17 protein-coding genes are annotated in these 18434 nt (G+C 54.7%); 7 read left to right on the forward strand and 10 right to left on the reverse strand.

The genetic code is table 11. From position 1 onward, the window contains the following. Positions 1-299 precede the first annotated feature (299 nt). On the forward strand, positions 300-1181 hold the full coding sequence (locus tag SGBXF1_RS10360; protein ID WP_037422392.1) for a nucleoside-specific channel-forming protein Tsx: 882 nt from the start codon (positions 300-302) through the stop codon (positions 1179-1181). A 55-nt stretch (positions 1182-1236) separates the two neighbouring features. Here SGBXF1_RS10360 and SGBXF1_RS10365 read toward each other — a convergent pair whose 3' ends face one another. Further along, positions 1237-1416: a hypothetical protein gene (locus tag SGBXF1_RS10365; protein WP_037422395.1), complete on the reverse strand. Its 180-nt coding sequence runs from the start codon at positions 1414-1416 to the stop codon at positions 1237-1239. Between the two features lie 461 nt (positions 1417-1877). On the opposite strand from SGBXF1_RS10365, the gene SGBXF1_RS10375 reads away from it, so the two are divergent. Together SGBXF1_RS10375 and SGBXF1_RS10380 are read left to right on the forward strand one after the other, a co-directional pair. Further along, positions 1878-2360: an anti-virulence regulator CigR family protein gene (locus SGBXF1_RS10375; RefSeq protein WP_061807603.1), complete on the forward strand. Its 483-nt coding sequence runs from the start codon at positions 1878-1880 to the stop codon at positions 2358-2360. A gap of 112 nt (positions 2361-2472) precedes the next feature. After that, positions 2473-3003, forward strand: a complete 531-nt coding sequence (locus tag SGBXF1_RS10380; protein ID WP_061807602.1) for a chorismate mutase — start codon at positions 2473-2475, stop codon at positions 3001-3003. An 8-nt stretch (positions 3004-3011) separates the two neighbouring features. On the opposite strand, the gene SGBXF1_RS10385 is transcribed toward SGBXF1_RS10380, so the two are convergent. The 4 genes from SGBXF1_RS10385 to hutC form a co-directional block, all read right to left on the reverse strand. Then, positions 3012-4547: a serine hydrolase domain-containing protein gene (locus SGBXF1_RS10385; protein WP_186428325.1), complete on the reverse strand. Its 1536-nt coding sequence runs from the start codon at positions 4545-4547 to the stop codon at positions 3012-3014. A gap of 253 nt (positions 4548-4800) precedes the next feature. Then, complete coding sequence (gene hutG / locus SGBXF1_RS10390; protein WP_186428326.1) at positions 4801-5604, reverse strand: N-formylglutamate deformylase; 804 nt, start codon at positions 5602-5604, stop codon at positions 4801-4803. Next, complete coding sequence (gene hutI / locus SGBXF1_RS10395) at positions 5601-6824, reverse strand: imidazolonepropionase (RefSeq protein WP_037422413.1); 1224 nt, start codon at positions 6822-6824, stop codon at positions 5601-5603. The genes hutG and hutI overlap by 4 nt, the downstream gene beginning before the upstream one ends. Before the next feature lie 159 nt (positions 6825-6983). Next, on the reverse strand, positions 6984-7739 hold the full coding sequence (gene hutC, locus SGBXF1_RS10400; protein WP_061807599.1) for a histidine utilization repressor: 756 nt from the start codon (positions 7737-7739) through the stop codon (positions 6984-6986). Positions 7740-7916: 177 nt separating this feature from the next. Between hutC and SGBXF1_RS10405 the strand changes: the two genes are divergently transcribed. The 3 genes from SGBXF1_RS10405 to SGBXF1_RS10415 all read left to right on the forward strand — a co-directional run bounded on the left by SGBXF1_RS10405 (position 7917) and on the right by SGBXF1_RS10415 (position 10919). Beyond that, a complete protein-coding gene (locus SGBXF1_RS10405) occupies positions 7917-9287 on the forward strand; it encodes a formimidoylglutamate deiminase (protein WP_186428327.1) in 1371 nt (456 codons plus the stop codon). After that, on the forward strand, positions 9287-9850 hold the full coding sequence (locus SGBXF1_RS10410) for a HutD/Ves family protein (RefSeq protein WP_186428328.1): 564 nt from the start codon (positions 9287-9289) through the stop codon (positions 9848-9850). The genes SGBXF1_RS10405 and SGBXF1_RS10410 overlap by 1 nt, the downstream gene beginning before the upstream one ends. Before the next feature lie 67 nt (positions 9851-9917). After that, the gene (locus tag SGBXF1_RS10415; RefSeq protein ID WP_037422417.1) at positions 9918-10919 is read left to right on the forward strand and encodes a LacI family DNA-binding transcriptional regulator; all 1002 of its coding nucleotides are present in this window, start codon (positions 9918-9920) and stop codon (positions 10917-10919) included. A 121-nt stretch (positions 10920-11040) separates the two neighbouring features. Here SGBXF1_RS10415 and SGBXF1_RS10420 read toward each other — a convergent pair whose 3' ends face one another. From SGBXF1_RS10420 to SGBXF1_RS10435, 4 genes are all read right to left on the reverse strand, one after another. Continuing rightward, a complete protein-coding gene (locus SGBXF1_RS10420) occupies positions 11041-12483 on the reverse strand; it encodes a glycoside hydrolase family 32 protein (RefSeq protein WP_186428329.1) in 1443 nt (480 codons plus the stop codon). Next, the gene (locus SGBXF1_RS10425) at positions 12480-13739 is read right to left on the reverse strand and encodes an MFS transporter (RefSeq protein ID WP_186428330.1); all 1260 of its coding nucleotides are present in this window, start codon (positions 13737-13739) and stop codon (positions 12480-12482) included. The genes SGBXF1_RS10420 and SGBXF1_RS10425 overlap by 4 nt, the downstream gene beginning before the upstream one ends. Before the next feature lie 174 nt (positions 13740-13913). Beyond that, positions 13914-15224, reverse strand: a complete 1311-nt coding sequence (locus tag SGBXF1_RS10430) for an MFS transporter (protein ID WP_037422426.1) — start codon at positions 15222-15224, stop codon at positions 13914-13916. 93 nt (positions 15225-15317) lie between these two features. Beyond that, the gene (locus SGBXF1_RS10435) at positions 15318-16016 is read right to left on the reverse strand and encodes a DAPG hydrolase family protein (protein ID WP_130380378.1); all 699 of its coding nucleotides are present in this window, start codon (positions 16014-16016) and stop codon (positions 15318-15320) included. 93 nt (positions 16017-16109) lie between these two features. Between SGBXF1_RS10435 and SGBXF1_RS10440 the strand changes: the two genes are divergently transcribed. Then, positions 16110-16766, forward strand: a complete 657-nt coding sequence (locus tag SGBXF1_RS10440; protein WP_186428331.1) for a TetR/AcrR family transcriptional regulator — start codon at positions 16110-16112, stop codon at positions 16764-16766. Positions 16767-16786: 20 nt separating this feature from the next. On the opposite strand, the gene SGBXF1_RS10445 is transcribed toward SGBXF1_RS10440, so the two are convergent. Further along, on the reverse strand, positions 16787-18433 hold the full coding sequence (locus tag SGBXF1_RS10445) for an HAL/PAL/TAL family ammonia-lyase (protein WP_186428332.1): 1647 nt from the start codon (positions 18431-18433) through the stop codon (positions 16787-16789). Position 18434: the final 1 nt, after the last annotated feature.

Raw genomic sequence — 18434 nt, forward strand, 5'->3', positions numbered from 1 at the left:
ACCTGGTTACTCTTTCGTGTTGAACATAATTGGCACAGAAACTGCTTAAAAAATTACCGGGCATGACAAAAATCACAGCGAACGTGAATTTTCATGAAACATAATTTGACAAATGTGAACGCAATCGATTACCTATTCGCAAAATGCATAACTGGATCACAGATTCTTACACCCAGTGATTTCTATAATGCGCGCGTCGCCCGAGAGTTTGTAAGCGGAGGCAACGCCAGGTGTCGTCAGACTCATTGTCATCTTTTCTAACGGGCAGGAAATGGCCCTTTAAGCATGTGGTAATAAAAATGAAAAAAATAGCTCTCGCAGCAGGTGTACTGCTCGCAGCGTCTTACAGTGCATCTTCAATGGCTGATAGCAAAGACAGCCAGTACGTTTCGGATTGGTGGCACCAGAGCGTTAACGTGGTAGGCAGCTATCACACCCGTTTCGGACCTCAGTTGAACAACGATGTCTACCTGGAGTACGAAGCCTTCGCGAAAAAAGATTGGTTCGACTTCTATGGCTACGTTGACGTGCCTAAGTTCTTCGGCGTTGGCAACACGCCAGACCGTGGCATCTGGGACAAAGGTTCACCGATGTTCATGGAGATTGAACCGCGCTTCTCCATCGACAAACTGACCGGTACCGATCTAAGCTTCGGCCCGTTCAAAGAATGGTACTTTGCTAACAACTACATCTATGACCTAGGCCACAATACCGACGGCCGCCAGAATACCTGGTACATGGGTCTGGGTACCGATATCGACACCGGCCTGCCAATGAGCCTGTCGATGAACATCTATGCTAAATATCAGTGGGAAAACTACCAGGCTGCCAACGAAAACAGCTGGGATGGTTATCGCTTCAAGGTGAAATACTTTGTGCCGTTGACTCAACTGTGGGGCGGCAATCTGAGCTATATCGGTTTCACCAACTTTGACTTTGGTTCCGATCTGGGCAAAGACAGCAACTGGACCGATGGCACTGGCAAACAGGTTCGCACCAGCAACTCAATTGCTTCAAGCCATATTTTGGCGCTGAACTACGATCACTGGCACTACTCCTTCGTGGCTCGTTATTTCCATAACGGTGGCCAGTGGCAGGATGGGGCTGATATCGGTACTCCGCAGGGCCCAATTAAATCCACCGGTTGGGGTTACTACCTGGTAGCCGGTTATAACTTCTGATTTTCCGTGGTATCAGAAACAGAAAACCCCGCTTCGGCGGGGTTTTTTTTCGTCATCACTGCGCGTGTTCACCAGGTAAATGTCTTACCGGCATAAATAATCGTCCTTTGATTACATGGCATTCATTATCGATCCAACTGATGATTTGTTCACGGCTCACGCCTTCGGATTGCGCGTAGCGGTGAAGATCGCCATTAAAGTGCTGTGTGATGTATTCCATGAGGGTCATTTGCATGTCTTTTGCTCCTGAACGCCCGTCAGTTGCCACCTGGCTACCGCGGGAGGTTAAGGTTTCTCAGACGCCGAATTTAAAGTATTGGCAACTAAATCTCAACAAAAAGCACTGGCTTGGTGCATTTGATGTCAGTATTTTAGCAAAAAGAATCCCGCACGGAGTGGCGGGAAGTATTCTGAATTATCACTTTGGGTGATGAAAAATAATTTGAGGTGCGACGAAAAAGAGCAGATTCACTCTTTTTGTGACCCTTCCAAACTACGACAAGGCTTATTTCGCTGCAAGAAAAATCTCAGCTTAAATATTCGGTATTAACGAATTATTCTGCGCTGCGGGGCCGTATTCCCCGCTAGCCTGTACCATCATCTTGCGATGAGATAAATATCTCAGAGTTTTCCGCATGCTTTATGTGGAGAATTACGCCTATAGTGAAGGTAATAACCTATGCAGGAAGTCACAAAATGAGCAAGCGTCGTACTACTCTCACCGCATTAGCGCTGATTGTTTCGTTGGGCCTGTCATCCGCACCGGTTCTGGCCGATAAAGGGGGCAACGGTAACGGCGGCGGTAATGGTCATGGCAACAGCGGCAATCATGGCAACAACGGTAATCATGGTAATAACGGTAACCACGGTAATAAAACCAAAGGAAACGACGGCGACCAAGGCATGGTATCCGTCAGTATTTCCCATGAGCGTGCACGTTCTTTGGCGTTAAATTATGGGCTGACCGGATACCGTTCTTTACCGCCGGGCATTGCCAAAAATTTGGCGCGTGGTAAGCCATTACCTCCAGGCATCGCCAAGAAAATGGTGCCTTCGTCCATGCTGCATGATCTGCCTTACTATCCGGGTTATGAATGGCGTATTGCCGGCGACGACCTGGTGCTGGTTGCGCTGAGCACTGCGCTGGTGGCATCAGTGATCAATGGCGTGTTTAATTAACACGTGGTTGCACTGTTTAGAGCCTCGCTTCGGCGGGGCTTTTTATTTGCCTGAACCAAGGGATCATGGTGAACTCTTATCCTGATTGTTTTAAGTAAATAAGGACATTGTCATGTTCAGGATGTTATTGATTGCCTGTTGTCTGGTCAGTTTTTCCGCGCTGGCTGAGGGTGGCATGGCACTCGGTGAGCTGGTTAACCAGCGGTTGGCATATATGAAAGATGTTGCAGGCTATAAGGCACAACACAATCTGCCGATCGAGGATTTGGCGCAAGAGGCCAAAGTGCTGGCAAGTACGGAGGCAGAAGCGGGGCGTTTAGGATTGGACCCGCTTTCTGTGCGACCTTTTATCAAGGCGCAAATGGACGCTGCCAAGGCAATTCAGTACCGTTATCGCGCAGACTGGCTGGCGCAGCCGGAAAGTGAGTGGCAGCCACGCCCGCTAGAAAGTGTACGACCGCAGATTGCTGAACTCAGTAGCCGCATTTTACAACGACTGGCGACGGATTTGAAAAACGGTCCGTTGACGGAGAGCACGCGCAGCGCATTTATCCACGCGATTGATCAGCCCAACCTGAGCGATGCTGATAAGCAGCGTTTATTTACCGCCTTGCTGGCCGTCAGGGTTAGCAAGGCGGGGTGACGATGGGGTTAATCGCAACCCACACCGCTGCGCTGAAAGGTTAGCACTCGGCTGCGATTGGCAATCAAATCCACGCTGTAACCACGGAAGTACAGGCAAAAGCGTTTTAACCATGGGCCGTCATTGCTTTCAACCAGCATGCGGCCCTGGCCGAGTGAACTGATCGTCCCGGTCTGTGCTGCGGGGCCAACCCCAATATGCACCTGATCACCGCAAATTTCGAAAGCGGTGCGGTACTGCGGGTGATACCACAAACCCTGCACGTGTTTGAGACAGTCTCGGTTGGGTGTCACGGGCAGAAAACTGCGTGTCACATGGCCCACTTCACCTTCAACGGCTTCACCGGTCCATTTGAGCCGTATCGGCATATGGGCTGAAAGCGACACGGCGTAACCATCATCAGCCTGATACAGGGGTTCATCGCTCCCCAAATAGGCGACGTTGCCGTTCTTAACTTCCAGCCAGTAGGGTTCTGCCACCGTGGCATAAATGCCGTCAGGAATCGCCGAACTCCGTTGTGGCAGCGCTTCGTCCAGCAAGGCGGCCATGACCTGCAATGCCATGGCAAAGCTGTCACAGTCCTCACGGTTGGCGACCAATACGACGCCAGCCTGATGGTCAGGCGCCAACAAGAAATAGGTTTTGTAGCCGGCATGTGAACCGCCGTGCCCCAGCAGGCGATGTTGGCCGAGCGGGGTTTGTGCCAGTCCCAGACCATAAGCGCTGAGTTGACCTTGATTGAGATGGCGCGGCGCGCCCAGTTGTGCCAATACCCCGCGGCCAGGGCCCTGATCGGCGAGCAGCGTTTGTAACCAGCGGGTGAGGGCATTGGCGCTGCCCGTCAGGCTACCGGATGCAGAAAGGTGCAGACCTGCACTGGCGAGTTGCCAACCCTGTGCTGAACGCCAGTAACCGGGTGTTAGGCCGGGCACGACGTCAAACCAACTTTCTGGCGCTCGTAGCTGCACCTGCAATGGCTGGGCGATGTGCTGTTGCACCAGTTGGTCAAAATCATAGCCCTTGGCTTGTAATGCGGCTTCGACCAGCCGGTAACCGGTATTGGTATAGGTGATTTCACTGCCAGCGGGGTAGTTCAACCCATTTAGACCTTGCAGAAACTGCATCACCGGTTGCGCCTCGCTGCGAGTGTGCACCGAGATGCCCAGCAACCCCAAGGTTTCACGCACGTCGGGGAGTCCGCTGGTCATATCAAGTGCCTGACCGACCGTGACATCTGCCAGCGGGGCTTGCAGTTCAGGCAGCAAGTTGCCAAGACGGTCATTCAGGCTGATGGCGTTGTCAGTGGCGTTCAGTGCCAGCGTGGCGAAAATATGCTTGGTGACAGAAGCGTAGCGGACCACGCTGTCGGCGGTAAAAGGGGTGTTTTGCGCCAGATCGGCAAGACCGGCGCTGGTGGTTGCCCGAATCTGCATAGCGTCGAACAGGGTAATCGCTCCACCGGGTTGGCCGTCGGGCTGCCAATCAGCCAACAGTCGGTTGGCAACCGCCTGTGCGGCGCGCCAGTTTAGCGGGATTTCAGACATATCTAGCCTCCAGGATGCGTTATCAATTTGTGCCCCAACGGGCTTTTCGCCAGATTGTCGCGTACCACGCAATCTGCGGGCCGCTGTTTTGTGCGCTGTTCCGACCAGATACGGTGATTTTCAGTCAAAACTGCGATGCAGTACGCAAATCGAAGCGGCAGAAGGGACGGAGGCAAAATGTGTGCCACAAGATAAGGCGTTAAAGCGGGGAAATGCGAGGCAAGAGCGGTGCCTCGCATCAAACTGAGAAGACTTAGTGCGGCAAGCCGCCCCAGGAAAGCAGACTGTCGATCATTTGTTTGAGCAGGCGTTGCAAGGAGGCAGCGCGTTGTGGATCAAAAGCAAAGGGATACTGCTCGGACATGTAATTCACCTGTGCCAGCTCAAGTTGAATGGCATGCTGCTGCTCTTGCGGCTTGCCATAAGCGCGGGTGATGTAACCGCCTTTGAAACGGCCGTTAAGCACGTGAGTGAACTGTTGCTGTTGTTCACAACAGGCGACCAGACGATCGCTCAGCGCAGGGGCACAGCTTTCACCGCTGTTGGTGCCTAAATTGAGGTCTGGCAGCTTACCGTCGAACAGGCGTGGGATCACCGAGGCAATAGAGTGTGCGTCAAAGAGCAGTGCGTAACCGTGTTTCGCTTTTAATCGTGCCAGTTCATCCTGCAATTGCTGGTGATAGGGTTGCCAGATATCTTGCAGATAACGGGCACGCTCCTCGTCAGACGGTGCCTTGCCAGGCAAAAAACTCGGACGGCCGTCAAACAGCATATCAGGATACAGACCGGTAGTGGCGGTGGTGTACAGCGGCTTATCATCTGCCGGACGGTTCAAGTCAATGACAAAGCGCGAATAATTGCCGACCAATACGCTGGCCCCCATCACACGGGCAAAGTCGTACAACTGCGGGATATGCCAGTCGGTGTCAGGCAGTGGTCGCGCATCGTCGGTCAAACCGGCTTCGACCGCCGGTGTTAATCGAGTACCTGCATGGGGAATGCTGATCAGCAACGGCAGGCTGCCGGCATGGAAATCAAAAGGATCGCGAATGGTCATTGACGTACTTCTCCTCGGAAAATCACCGTACAGGGCAGTTGTCCACCCAACCAGTAAGCCAGTTCAGCCGGTCGCGACAGCGGCCAGTGTACAAAATCTGCTACCTTGCCTGCTTCCAACGTGCCATGACTGGCTTGAAGGCCCAGCGCTTTAGCCGCGTGAACCGTGACACCGGCAAGGGCTTCTTCCGGTGTCAGGCGGAACAGGGTGCAGGCCATATTGATCATCAAACGCAATGACAGTGCCGGTGAGGTGCCTGGGTTGGCGTCACTGGCAATGGCCATCGCTACACCGTGCTTACGGAACAAATCAACCGGCGGACATTGGGTTTCGCGTAACAGGTAGTACGCCCCTGGTAGCAGCACCGCCACGGTACCGGCGTCACCCATTGCTCGGGCATCTTGCTCGGTGGCGTATTCCAGGTGATCGGCGGAAAGCGCATGGTGCTGTGCTGCCAATGTGCTGCCGCCCAGAGCGGAAAGTTGTTCGGCGTGCAGCTTCACTGGCAGGCCTGCGGCTTCAGCGGCAGCGAATACTTTAGCCACCTGCGCCGGTGAGAACGCCAGGTGCTCACAGAACGCGTCGACAGCGTCTGCCAACCCGGCGGCCGCAGCCTGAGGAATAATGGTGTTGCACACCAGATCGATATAGTCGTCGGCGCGGTTGGCGTACTCCGGTGGTAGAGCGTGCGCTGCCAGGCAGGTGGTTTTCACCTCGACCGGCAAGTGTTCGCCCAGTCGGCGTGCGACACGCAGCATTTTTAGTTCGCTTTCCGGTGTCAGGCCGTAGCCCGATTTGATCTCGACGCAGGTCACGCCTTCTGCCAGCAGAGGGCGCAGTCGGAACAGAGCCTGCTCCAATAACCGCTCTTCATCGGCGTCGCGGGTGGCTTTAACCGTGGAAATGATGCCGCCGCCTTGGGCGGCAATCTCGGCATAGCTCACACCGTTCAGACGTTGTTCGAATTCACCGCTGCGATTGCCACCGAACACCAGATGCGTATGGCAGTCGACAAAACCTGGGGTGATGATGCCGCCGTCGAATTTCACTGTTTCATCCGCGATCAGCGTAGCTGGCATTGCCGCGTGTTCACCCAGCCAGACAATTTTTCCGTCACGTACGGCGATCGCGCCGTTGCTGAGCGTGTGGTATTTGCCGTCGCGCATGGTGACGATATCGGCCCCGTGCCACAGGCTGTCGCAGTGAATCTCAGAGGTCATTGCTTTTCTCCGCTGGAGCCTTGGCTCCCACATGGTTGTATATACAATTAAAAACAACCTAGCGCATTCATTGGATTGTCACAAGAGGTGGGATAAAAATTTGTTATCGAGATGTGATCGTTGTGGAAGGGCGGGTGCAAAAGCAGCACCCGCAGGGGATTATACGTCAGTGGTGAAACGGCCGAACAATTGATAACGGCTACCGGGATACAGCAGTCGCGCTGAGGTCACCACGGTTTTTCCGGACCAGGTGCGGCGATGGATAAGCAGGCCTGGTTCATGGTCTTCCAGTTGCAGCAATTCACGCTCACGGTGGGTTGGCACCACCGCCTCCACGATATGCTCGCCAGCGGTCAGCGGTGCGGCCTGTGTCAGGTAGATATAGGGCGTGACGCGATCGAAATCCTGTTTCATGTAGTCAGGTGCGATTACGGGGTTCACGCAACGGTCTTCTACCTGAACTGGAATATCGTTTTCGTAATGCACGATCTGTGAGTAGAAAAGCTGTTGGCCTGGCTGGATACCCAACGCGAGCGCTTCTTCTTCGCTGGCTGGGCGTGCTTTGAACTGTAGAATCTTGCTGCTGTGTCTATGGCCACGGGCGGCAATTTCGTCGGCGATGTTATGCACTTCCAGCAGAGCGGTGTGCGCTTTGGCTTCGGCGACAAAAGTGCCAACACCCTGCATGCGGATCAAAAAGCCCTCGGTGGTCAGTTCGCGCAGTGCACGGTTGATGGTCATGCGGCTGACGCCAAGTTCGGCCACCAGTTCACTTTCCGAGGGGACGCGTTGGTGCGGCAACCAGTGGCCTGCACGGATTTGGTTTACGATCGCCTGCTTGACCCGTTGATAGATCGGGGCGGGGGTATCGCTCATTGCAGCAGCCAGTTGCAGCACGGTCTGTTGATCAACCAAGACGTTAACCTCGTCAAATAAAAAGATAATAACACCAGTTTACTGTTGGTGTTGGCGTATGTATATGTATATACAACTAAGGGCCGGTTCGCCACAGCAATGCGATGGGCCAGTGCATTTTTCGGATGCGCGATTATCGCGCGTTATCAGCCGTTACACTAACAGTGGAATACTGCCATGCCTGCTTATTTTGCCTCACGCGCTCTGCTCCCTGAAGGGTGGGCGCATAACGTCCGGTTGGATGTTGATGCGCAAGGTTACCTGACCCAGGTGACTGCCGATTCAGATCCCCAAGGCTGCACCCATTTGCACGGCGATGTGGTACCGGGCATGCCGAATCTTCATTCTCATGCTTTTCAGCGTGCGATGGCCGGGCTGGCAGAAATTGCGGGTAACCCACAGGACAGTTTCTGGACCTGGCGTGATCTGATGTATCGCCTGGTGCAGCGGTTGACGCCGGAGCAGGTGGAAGTGATCGCCCGTCAACTGTATATCGAAATGCTGAAAGGGGGGTATACCCAGGTTGCGGAGTTCCACTATCTGCATCATAGCGCTGATGGTAATCCTTATGCCGATCGCGGTGAAATGACGGGGCGTCTCAGCCTGGCAGCGGCACAGGCGGGGATCGGTATGACACTTTTGCCGGTGTTGTACAGTTATGCCGGGTTTGGCGGTCAGCCCGCGCAACCAGGGCAAAAGCGTTTTATTCAGAATGCGGAAAGTTATCTGGAACAGCAGCAGGTGATCGCGCGTCAGCTGGCGGATCAACCATTGCAGAATCAAGGTCTGTGTTTCCACTCACTGCGTGCGGTAGAACTGAGACAGATGCAGCAGATCCTGGCCGCGTCAGACAGCACACTGCCGGTGCATATTCATATCGCTGAACAGCAAAAAGAGGTCAACGATTGTCTGGCCTGGAGTGGCCGTCGTCCGGTGGCCTGGCTGTATGAACACCTGCCGGTGGATAGCCGTTGGTGCCTGGTACACGCTACTCATCTCGACCGTGACGAACTGGAGCAGTTGGCGCACAGCAAGGCGGTAGCGGGTCTGTGCCTGACCACTGAAGCGAATCTGGGCGACGGCATTTTCCCTGGCGACGCCTATCTACAACATCAGGGGCGTTGGGGGATCGGTTCCGACAGCCATGTATCACTCAATGTGGTCGAGGAACTGCGTTGGTTTGAGTACGGCCAGCGGTTGCGCGATCAGCGTCGTAACCGGTTGACCACACCAGAGCAACCGGCGGTGGCCGATGTGCTGTACCAGCAAGCCTTGCAGGGGGGATCACAGGCTTGTGGTGCACCGATTGGGCGTTTACAAAGTGGTTACCGTGCTGATTGGTTGGTTCTGGACGGTGATGATCCTTATCTGGCTGCTGCGCCTGACGCCTCAATTCTTAATCGCTGGCTGTTCGCCGGTGGCAAAGAGCAAATTCGCGACGTGTTTGTCGGTGGCCGTCAGGTGATTGATCAGGGACGTCATGCCCTGCAACAGCAGAGCAGCGCAGAGTTTCTGCAGGTGCTGAAAACCTTCCAGCAGGAGGCGTAATGAGCCTGACGCGTTTTGATTTTGCTTCGCTGCCAGTGACGCCGTGGCGCAATGGTGGGGGGGAAACCCGCGAGATTGCCTGTTGGCCTGCTGGCGATCAGGATTTTGATTGGCGCGCCAGCATTGCCACTATCGCGCAGAACGGCCCGTTTTCGGCGTTCAGCGGTATAGATCGCTCTATCACGCTGCTGGAGGGGGACGGTGTCCACCTGTTTAGCGAAGGGCAGATTGATCATCACCTTTCGCAGGTGGGTGAGCCGTTCGCTTTCTCCGGTGATGTGGCGCTGAATGCGACCCTATTGGGGGGCAGCAGCCAAGATTTTAATATCATGACCCGACGCGGGCGCTGGGCGGCCAATGTGCAGCGCGTAACAGCAGGGACTGTATTGCCAGCGCGTCATGCTGGTGTATTGTACGTGTTACAGGGAAGTTGGTTGCTGAGTGACGGTGTCACTTTTGCGGCGGGTGACGGGGGTTGGTGGGCGGCAAGTGAGCACTCCGGCTCGCTGACGCCGCTGACGGAGGATAGCGTTATTCTGTGGGCCGACATCACACCCGGCTAAAGCGGGCTAGAGTCCAGCGCTAAGTTATGGGATTATTTGGTTTTCTATCCCACACAGAGAAGGGCGCATGGCCTCGCTGAAAGACGTTGCAAAACTTGCCGGGGTATCGTTAATGACGGTATCCCGTGCTATCAACGAGCCCGATAAACTGCGGCCGGATACCTACCAACGCGTCAAATTGGCGATCGACCAACTGGATTATGTGCCCGATCTCGCGGCACGGCGCATTCGCGGTGACAGCAGCCGTGTGCAAACACTTGGCGTGCTGGCGCTGGATACTGCAACCACACCGTTTTCTGTAGAAATGATCCTGTCGATTGAAAAAACGGCACGTGAACACGGCTGGAACAGCTTTGTAGTTAACCTGTTCGCCGACGACAACGCTGAGCACACCATTGATCTGCTGCTGGCACATCGGCCGGATGGGGTGATTTTCACTACCATGGGGCTGCGTCAGGTGACCCTACCGGCCAAGCTACTGGATAAAAAACTGGTGCTGGCCAATTGCGTCAGCCCGGAACATCGGGTTGCCAGTTACATTCCTGATGATGAACAAGGCCAGTACGACGCAATGCGTACACTGATCGCCAAAGGGTATCGTGCGCCTCTGTGCATTCACCTGCCGGAAAATACTCTGGCGGCTGGGTTGCGCCGTCGTGGGCTGGAGCGGGCCTGGCGTGAGGCCGGTGGCGACGTTGAGCAGTTGCGGCAATATCATCTTGATCTGACCGACGGCGACGAGCATTACCGCGACAGCGTGGAACTGCTGGAAAGGCACTTTTCGCCAGGGCAGCGCGACTGTGATGTGGTGGTATGCGGTAACGACCGGGTGGCGTTTTTGGTCTACCAGGTGCTGTTGGCACAGGGCTGGGAAATTCCCCAGCAGGTCGGAGTGCTGGGCTATGACAATATGGTCGGCATTGGTCAACTGTTCCTGCCGCCGTTGACCACGGTACAACTACCGCACTACGAACTGGGCCGCCAGGCGGCGCTGCACCTGATTAATCAGCTCGATCACCGGGATACGCGAAAAGTAGCTTGCCCGCTGCTGCTGCGTGAATCACTTTAATCACCCAGTGCGCGGTATACGCGCACTGGTAATGAATGGCTGGAAACCGGTACGGGCGAACATGTTTGCCCCGTTTATCCCTTGATGATGCGATGCGGCTCCCTACCTTTAAACAAGGCGATCAGTCCCAGATGCTTTCCAACGCCCAGGCCTGTAATGCGGTAAACTGCGCCTGTCCACTTTCGGCAAATAAACTGACATTGCGTGAGTTATCGGTTGGATAAATACGGCTGGTCAGACAGGCAACGCCCTGATTGACGAACACCTCCAACGATGAACGATCAATAAAGACTCGTAACGATAGTTCGGCCCCCTCCGGTAGGGGAACGCTGCGACAACCGCACAGCCCTGGCTCTTCACTAAACCGCTCCAACACCAATCGATGCACCTGGTTATCGACGTACAGCCGCGCAGCCTTACCGATAGCGATACCGTAACGTTCGGCATCACTGTCAGCCAGATTCAGCGTCAGGATTAATTCCTGCACCTCACCAGCCAACACTTGGCGTTGGTTGCACAGCGACACCGTAGCCAGAGATTGTGGCTGTCCACGCAATGCCGTTAACTCCCGAGCTGGGTTCATAAGTACGTTTCCATCGGTCGCCAGCGTTAACTCACGGGGCAGAGTAAGGGCACCGGCCCAGCCATGAGCTTTGCTCGGCATGGGTGATTCCCACATGTCCATCCAGGCGAACAGCATGCGTCGGCCATCGGCGGTGGTAAAGGTTTGCGGCGCATAGAAATCGTGCCCACCATCCAGCTCGCAAAACGGTTGGGTAACACTGAAGCCATCACCGGGCTGCCAGTGACCAAGCAGATAGCCACTTTGGAATCGGTTGCGATTGCGGTAACCCTGTGCTGCCAATCCCTGCGGGGAGAACAACAACACCTGTTTTTCCCCTAGCGAGAAGAAGTCGGGACATTCCCACATGTAGCCCTGATGCAACGTCTGTGCAGCACTCAATACGCGGTCGAACTGCCAGTCGCGCAGATCATTTGAACGGTAAAGACGTGCTTGTCCCAACCCGTTTTCCTTAGCACCAACCACCATCCACCATTGGTCAGCAGTGCGCCAGACTTTCGGATCGCGAAAGTGCTGAATACCTTCTGGAGGCGTGAGTACCGGTCCGTGTTTAACAAAATGGATCCCATCTTCGCTGGTGGCCAGACACTGCACCTCGCGCACCTGATCGTCATCACCTGCTTTGCCCAGCCAGACGTGGCCGGTATAGATCAGTGCCAGTGTGCCGTTGTCATCTACCGCGCAGCCGGAGAAACAGCCGTCTTTGTCATAATCGTCACCGGGGGCCAGAGCGATCGGCTGGTGCTGCCAGTGCACGAGATCCCGGCTGGTGGCGTGACCCCAGTGCATTGGTCCCCAATTCTCATCATACGGGTGGTGTTGATAGAACGCGTGATAGACACCGTTAATACAGATCAGGCCATTGGGGTCATTGATCCAGCCTGCGGCCGGAGCCAGATGAAAGCGTGGGTAGTACGGATCCTGACGTTGTGCGCGTAGGGCTTCGACCGCATGGTCGGCTTGAGCTAAGGCATTTTTCATTGAGTTGGCTCACTTGATTTTATCGTGGATTGAAATGAATGCGTGCTGGTCACGGTCTCGCCGCGCAGCAAAAAACAGGAAATCAGAGTGGTACTGGCCACTGCGCAGCCCATCAGCAAATAAGTGTCAGCAAAGCCGATGCGGTCGTAACCGTAACCGGCCAGCGGTGCCAAAATGCCGGCAACGATCTGGCTGATAAACTGAAAACCGACCAGATACAGGGTGGAGGACAGGCGACTGTCGAAACGTGTGGTGATGTATTTGAACATGGCTACCAGCAAGATTGGCAACTCTACGGCATGCAGCAACTTCATGGCGGAAATCATCAGTGCGCCGCTGGCAATGCCGGAGCCGAACATGCGCAGTGCCATTACGCTGCTGGCCAGCAACAGGCTCTGTTTGATGCCGATACGGTTAACCAACAGCGGTGCCAGGAACATGCCACCGGCCTCCAGAAACACTTGCAGTGAGTTGAGGAAGCCGTACATGCGATTTCCTTCCTCGTGGGTAGCGAACTGCGAGGCGAAATAGACCGGGAATTGCTGGTCAAATACACCGTAGATGCTGGTGCCGAGTACGAATACCACGAGTGCCCAAAATCCCGGTAAACGCAGCAGTGCCAGTGCGTCCTGTAGCTTCAGGTTTTCTGGTTTGCCATACTCGAGACCAGCCATGGCATTGGGTTTCAGTTCACGCACTTGCCACAGTAACAGCAGAAACACTGCCGCTGAGGCTGAGGCGATCCAGAAGTTGATGTTGGGATTGATATTGTAGTTAAAACCGGCAAAGAAGGTGGCGCTGGCCCAGCCCAGTGAACCCCACATCCGCGCCCGGCCAAATTCGAAACCGACGATGCGGCTGACGCGCTCGGTATAGGATTCCAAAGCGCCAATACCGGCGTTGAACGCCAAACTGACAAAGACTCCGCCCACCAATGCGCCAGCCACCAAATTCGTTTGCAGCAACGGTGCGTAGACATAGATAAAAAAAGGACCGGTGAGCAACAGCAGCACGCCGACAAACAGCAGCAGGTGCTTACGCAGCCCTAATTTATCTTGAATAAAACCGTATAAGGGCTGTGCGCAGAGAGCCATGATCGACATTGCGGAGAAGATGAGGCCAGTTTCTGTCCCTTTAAGACCAATTTTCTGATTCAGCCAGATGGAAATCAGTGAAAAGCTGGATGACCAGGTAAAGAAGAAGAAAAACAACAGGCCGCTGAGAAGTGCGTAATATTTTTTTGTTTCGCGGTTCATGTGAAATGCCCTGATGGATTAAATTGGATCTATTGTTAACGTTAACTTTGCATCAGATAAAGCCATCAAAGTGAGAGGTTGCGATGTTAATCACAAAAGTTAACGTTAACATTTTGCGTGTGTGATCGAAATCACTTGGCGGGAAAATAGGGCGCGCAGGGCGCCCCAAGGGGATTAACGTTCGTTAAGTGAACGCAGATGATCGTCGCGCCGGAGGGTCATCAGCGCGAACAGGCTGACAACCGAGGTAGCGACCACATAGTAAGCGGGGATGTCAAGATTGCCGGTCTGTTTAATAAGGCCGGTGATGATTAACCCCGCGGAGCCGGAAAACACGGCATTGGATAGCGAATAGGCCAACCCCAGACCGGTATAACGCACTTGCGTTGGGAACATTTCTGCCAGCATAGCGGGACCGGGGCCAGCCAGTAGGCCGACGACTGCACCGGCGATCATTACCGCGATGCCTTTGGTCAGCAGTGAACTGTGCGGGTCCTGCAACAGGTGCAGCAGCGGGAAGGTAAACAGGATAACCGTCACCACTGCCGTCAGCATCACTGTTTTGCGTCCCAGCTTATCGCTGAGGATGCCGGCGGGCAGAATGGTCAGAGCGAAACCGATGTTGGCCAGCACGGTGGCGACCAGTGCCTGCTGGAAGGTGGCGTGCAGCGAGGTTTGCAGGTAAGACGGCATGACGACCAGGAAGGTGTAACCGGCGGCCGACCATCCCATCATACGGCCAATACCCAGAGCAATGGTTTTTGCTACGCCGCTCAGTTTTACCGCCGGTGGCTGCGTCGTTGAGCTACGGGTTTGCTGTGCCTGGGTAAATGTGGGTGTTTCCTGCAGTTTCAACCGCAGCCACAATGCCACCGCGCCCATCGGCAGTGCCAACAGGAAGGGAATACGCCAACCCCAGTCATGCAATTGTTCCGTCGTTAATAATGCGGCCAACAGTGCCACTAAACCGGCACCGGCCAACAGCCCGAACGCTACGGTCAATGATTGCCAGGCACCGAACAGGCCACGTTTACCTTTCGGCGCAAACTCGGTCATGAGCGACACTGCGCCGCCAAACTCACCGCCGGCAAACAGCCCCTGAAACATACGTAACAGAGTCAGCAGCAGTGGGGCGGCGACACCGATGGAGGCGTAAGTGGGCATCACGCCAATCAACGCAGTGGCCACTGTCATCAGCAGTAATACGGCAATTAACGTTGGCCTGCGGCCAATACGATCGCCAATGCGGCCGAAGATCACGGCACCAATCGGGCGACAGAAAAAGGCCAGCGCAAAGGCGGCATAGGTGAGGATCAGGCTGGTGATTTCACTTTCACCCTGTAGGGTGAAAAAATTGGCGGCGATCACGGTAGCGAGAAAGCCGTAAACGCCGAATTCATACCATTCGATAAAGTTGCCGACCGATCCGGCCAGCAACGCCTGACGCGACTGGCGCGCGTCAATCACCGTCGTTTGTGTGCCCATCCCCATTCCCGTGTGTTTGAATTATTGTCACCCAGTTCTAAATTCTTATGACAAAACAATCAATTATTTTCAGCAGGAAGTGTGAGGGGGGATTCACCACGGTAAGGGGGCTGCCTCTCGGCCGTTTTCAGCGTAATACAAAGAGGGTAGGAATTGAGCCAGATAGCTGAATTCATTGTAGCAATGGCGCATCAGGTTAAAACCGATCTCATCCGGTAATTCGTCATGAGCATTGGTACAGGATTTCCCCAGCAGGAAGCGGCTGCGCAACACGCAACCATAAGGGGTATCCCGTACCAGGTGCAGCATTTCTCCATCGCGAGGATCACCGTTATCGTCCAGTGCTACCTGTTCACCAAAACCGATACGGGCGCAAATCGCAGCCGATAACGCCTGGGTTTCGCGTGCCTGCTGCAAGGGGTGTACAGCAAAGAAGTCTTCGGCAGCATGAAACTTCAGTCGGGCCGGTGTTGGTGGCATTTCCGCCAGCCACTCTACCGCGTCGATGCTGGCACCGACATAGCTTTCACCTTTTTTCCAATGCGAGTCCCAGCCACGATGCTCGACGTGATCGTGCGGATGCCACCAACGGATGTGTTGTGTGGTTTCAAAAAAGGTAAACCACCACTCCAGCATCCGGCCCTTGCAACCGTGCAGGTCGGTACGAATAGCTACGGTCAACAAACCATCCGTGCTACGTGTCAGGCCCATCTCCAGGCGCAGTGGTTCCGGTTTAAGCAACGCATTGATATCATTAACGCCCCAAGGGAGCAACAGCGATTGATGTGTCATAACGGTCATCCTTCTTATTTTGGAAACAACATTTGTTTCCAAAATAAGGCTATGCCGGTATGCTAGCTCTGTCAACGCTGTAGAGGAATAATCATGGCAAATGAAATGGAGACACAATCGCGCTCACGCGGAAGGCCAGCGACCCCGGAAAGCGAGCTGCATGTCGCGGTGGTGGACGCTACCCTGACATTATTACTGACACAGGGCTATGCAGCCACCACCGTGGACGCGGTGGCCAAACAGGCGGGCATGGCCAAAAAAACCCTGTACCGCTTTGCTGAAAACCGAGAGGCACTGGTGATGCAGGCGATAGCAAGCTGGCCGGACGCTTTTTTGCCGGTGTTCGAAAAAGATGCACTACAGGCGGCAGAACTGCCGCAGCTGTTGGAGCAGGGCCTACGAGCGATTGCACGACAGGTCCTGAGCGCACAGGCCGTGGGCATGTTTCGTCTGTTGCAGGGCGAGTTCCCGGGCCGGGAAGCGTTGTTGGTTATCTACCAGCGCAACGGCATTGAGCGCGGTCGGGCTATTGTGGCTGATTGGTTGCAACGCCAACAGCGGCGTGGCTGGCTACGTGAGCTGGAATGCATACAAACCAGTGATCTGCTACTGGCGATGGTCATAGCGGAGCCGTTGCGGCAAATGGCACTTGGTCTGTTGCCACCGGGCAGTGAAATTGATGATCGTATTGCGGCTGCGGTGGCGATGTTATTGCCAGGATTGTTCAGGGCGCCGTTGCCAGCGCCCTGAGAGTGGGGGGGCGTACTGCCTTATTTACCGTATTGACGTAGTACTTGCTCGGCGGCCGCAAAATCGGGTGCCAGCGGGCGATCTGTCTCAATAAAGGGGACCTGCTTACGTACCGCAGCGTAGAGTGCCTCGGTAGGTGCAGAGAGCATAAAACCGTTGTGACGTTGCTGGCGTAAATCCACGGCCTGAGCGTCGTGAACAAGCAGGATTCCCAGCAATTGATAGCTGTTATCCACTTGCTGCTGAACGCGCTCAACCACCGATGGGGCATTGGTGGCGATGTCTTCGATATCACCGGCTACCGGGAAGTAATCGAGTGACACTGGCATTGCCAGCTCTTTGTTGCGCATTGCCAGCATCATGACCGGTTTTTCCATTGCGCCAAAGGCATGCACCGTGTGGTCGGTGCCGAGAAAACGTGTCAGGCCAGTAAATGCAGGGTTATTCAGTTTGACCACCTGTTGTGCGCTGGCCAGCGAGTTGTGTGCCAATGCTAACCCTAATTGTTCGAAGGCCAACACCCACGGCAGAGGCTCAAAGTTAGCACTGGGGAGCACGGCCCCCTTCAGGTCTCCTTCACTGACGTAACCGACGGCTTCTTGCGGTCGCTGTGACGGCGCGGTCACGTTGAGCGCAACACCCGGGTTGTCGTCAGAACTGTTCAACTGCACCAGCAACTGATCGTAAGCCTGTTGGTAGCTGTGTTGAAGTTCCCCCAACAAATAGACACCTGAGCGGAAGCTAAGCGGATCCTGCAAGGGACGGCTGTCGTCGTGTTGCCATAGGCTAGAACCTGTCAGCAGTTCACGCAGGTTTTTCCCCATGGCGGCCACTTCGGGATAAGGACGCAATGCCAGGGTATTGGCGAGGAAAGGGGATACGTTGCCATTTAGCGCTTGCAAGCTGAGTGCATAGGTCAAGGTATTGACTTGCATCAGATGGGACAACGAATCTAATGCCAATGCGCCGCTGGCGGCAGAGTAAGCATTGGAGCTGAGGATCGATAATGCGTCTTTGGCATAGGGATCAATGGGGGGCGTTTGGCTGCTTTGCAATGCGGTTTTGGCTGCTACCTTTTTGCCTTGATAATATACGTCACCTTCGCCGAGCATCGCCAATCCGACATGGCTAATGACTGTAATGTCGCCTTCACCTACCGAACCCTCTGCGGGGATGACGGGTGTGATGCCTTTATTCAGGAAGGCGACATAGGCGTCGACAATCGCTGGCTGAACGCCACCGCCACCGCTCAACAGGGCGTTGAGGCGGGTGACCATGGTCGCCCGAGCGACACGAATGCTCATGGGGTTACCTATACCGCCAGAGTGGGCATGCAACAGGCCGACGTTAAATTTTTTTGATGCGTCTACCACTTCTTGCGTTAGCTTGCCGTGCACGTCGACCATAGGGCGGTCTTTGTTCAGCCCTACACCGACCGTTAACCCATAAATTTTTAGCCCGCTCTGCGCAGCTTCTATCAATACTTTATGTGACAATGTCACTCGCTCTCTTGCTGCTGGAGCGAGGGTAACCGCTTCACCATCTGCGACGCTGGCGACAATCTGCGGAGTGAGAGAGTGACCGTCGAGGGTTACGGTGGTTAACCCGTACTGGCTGTAGCCGAGTGTGAGCACGACCAGCAGCGATAAGGTAAATTTTCCTGGCATG

It is taken from the genome of Serratia grimesii, from assembly GCF_900186025.1.
In the GTDB taxonomy this organism is placed as follows: Bacteria; Pseudomonadota; Gammaproteobacteria; order Enterobacterales; family Enterobacteriaceae; genus Serratia; species Serratia grimesii.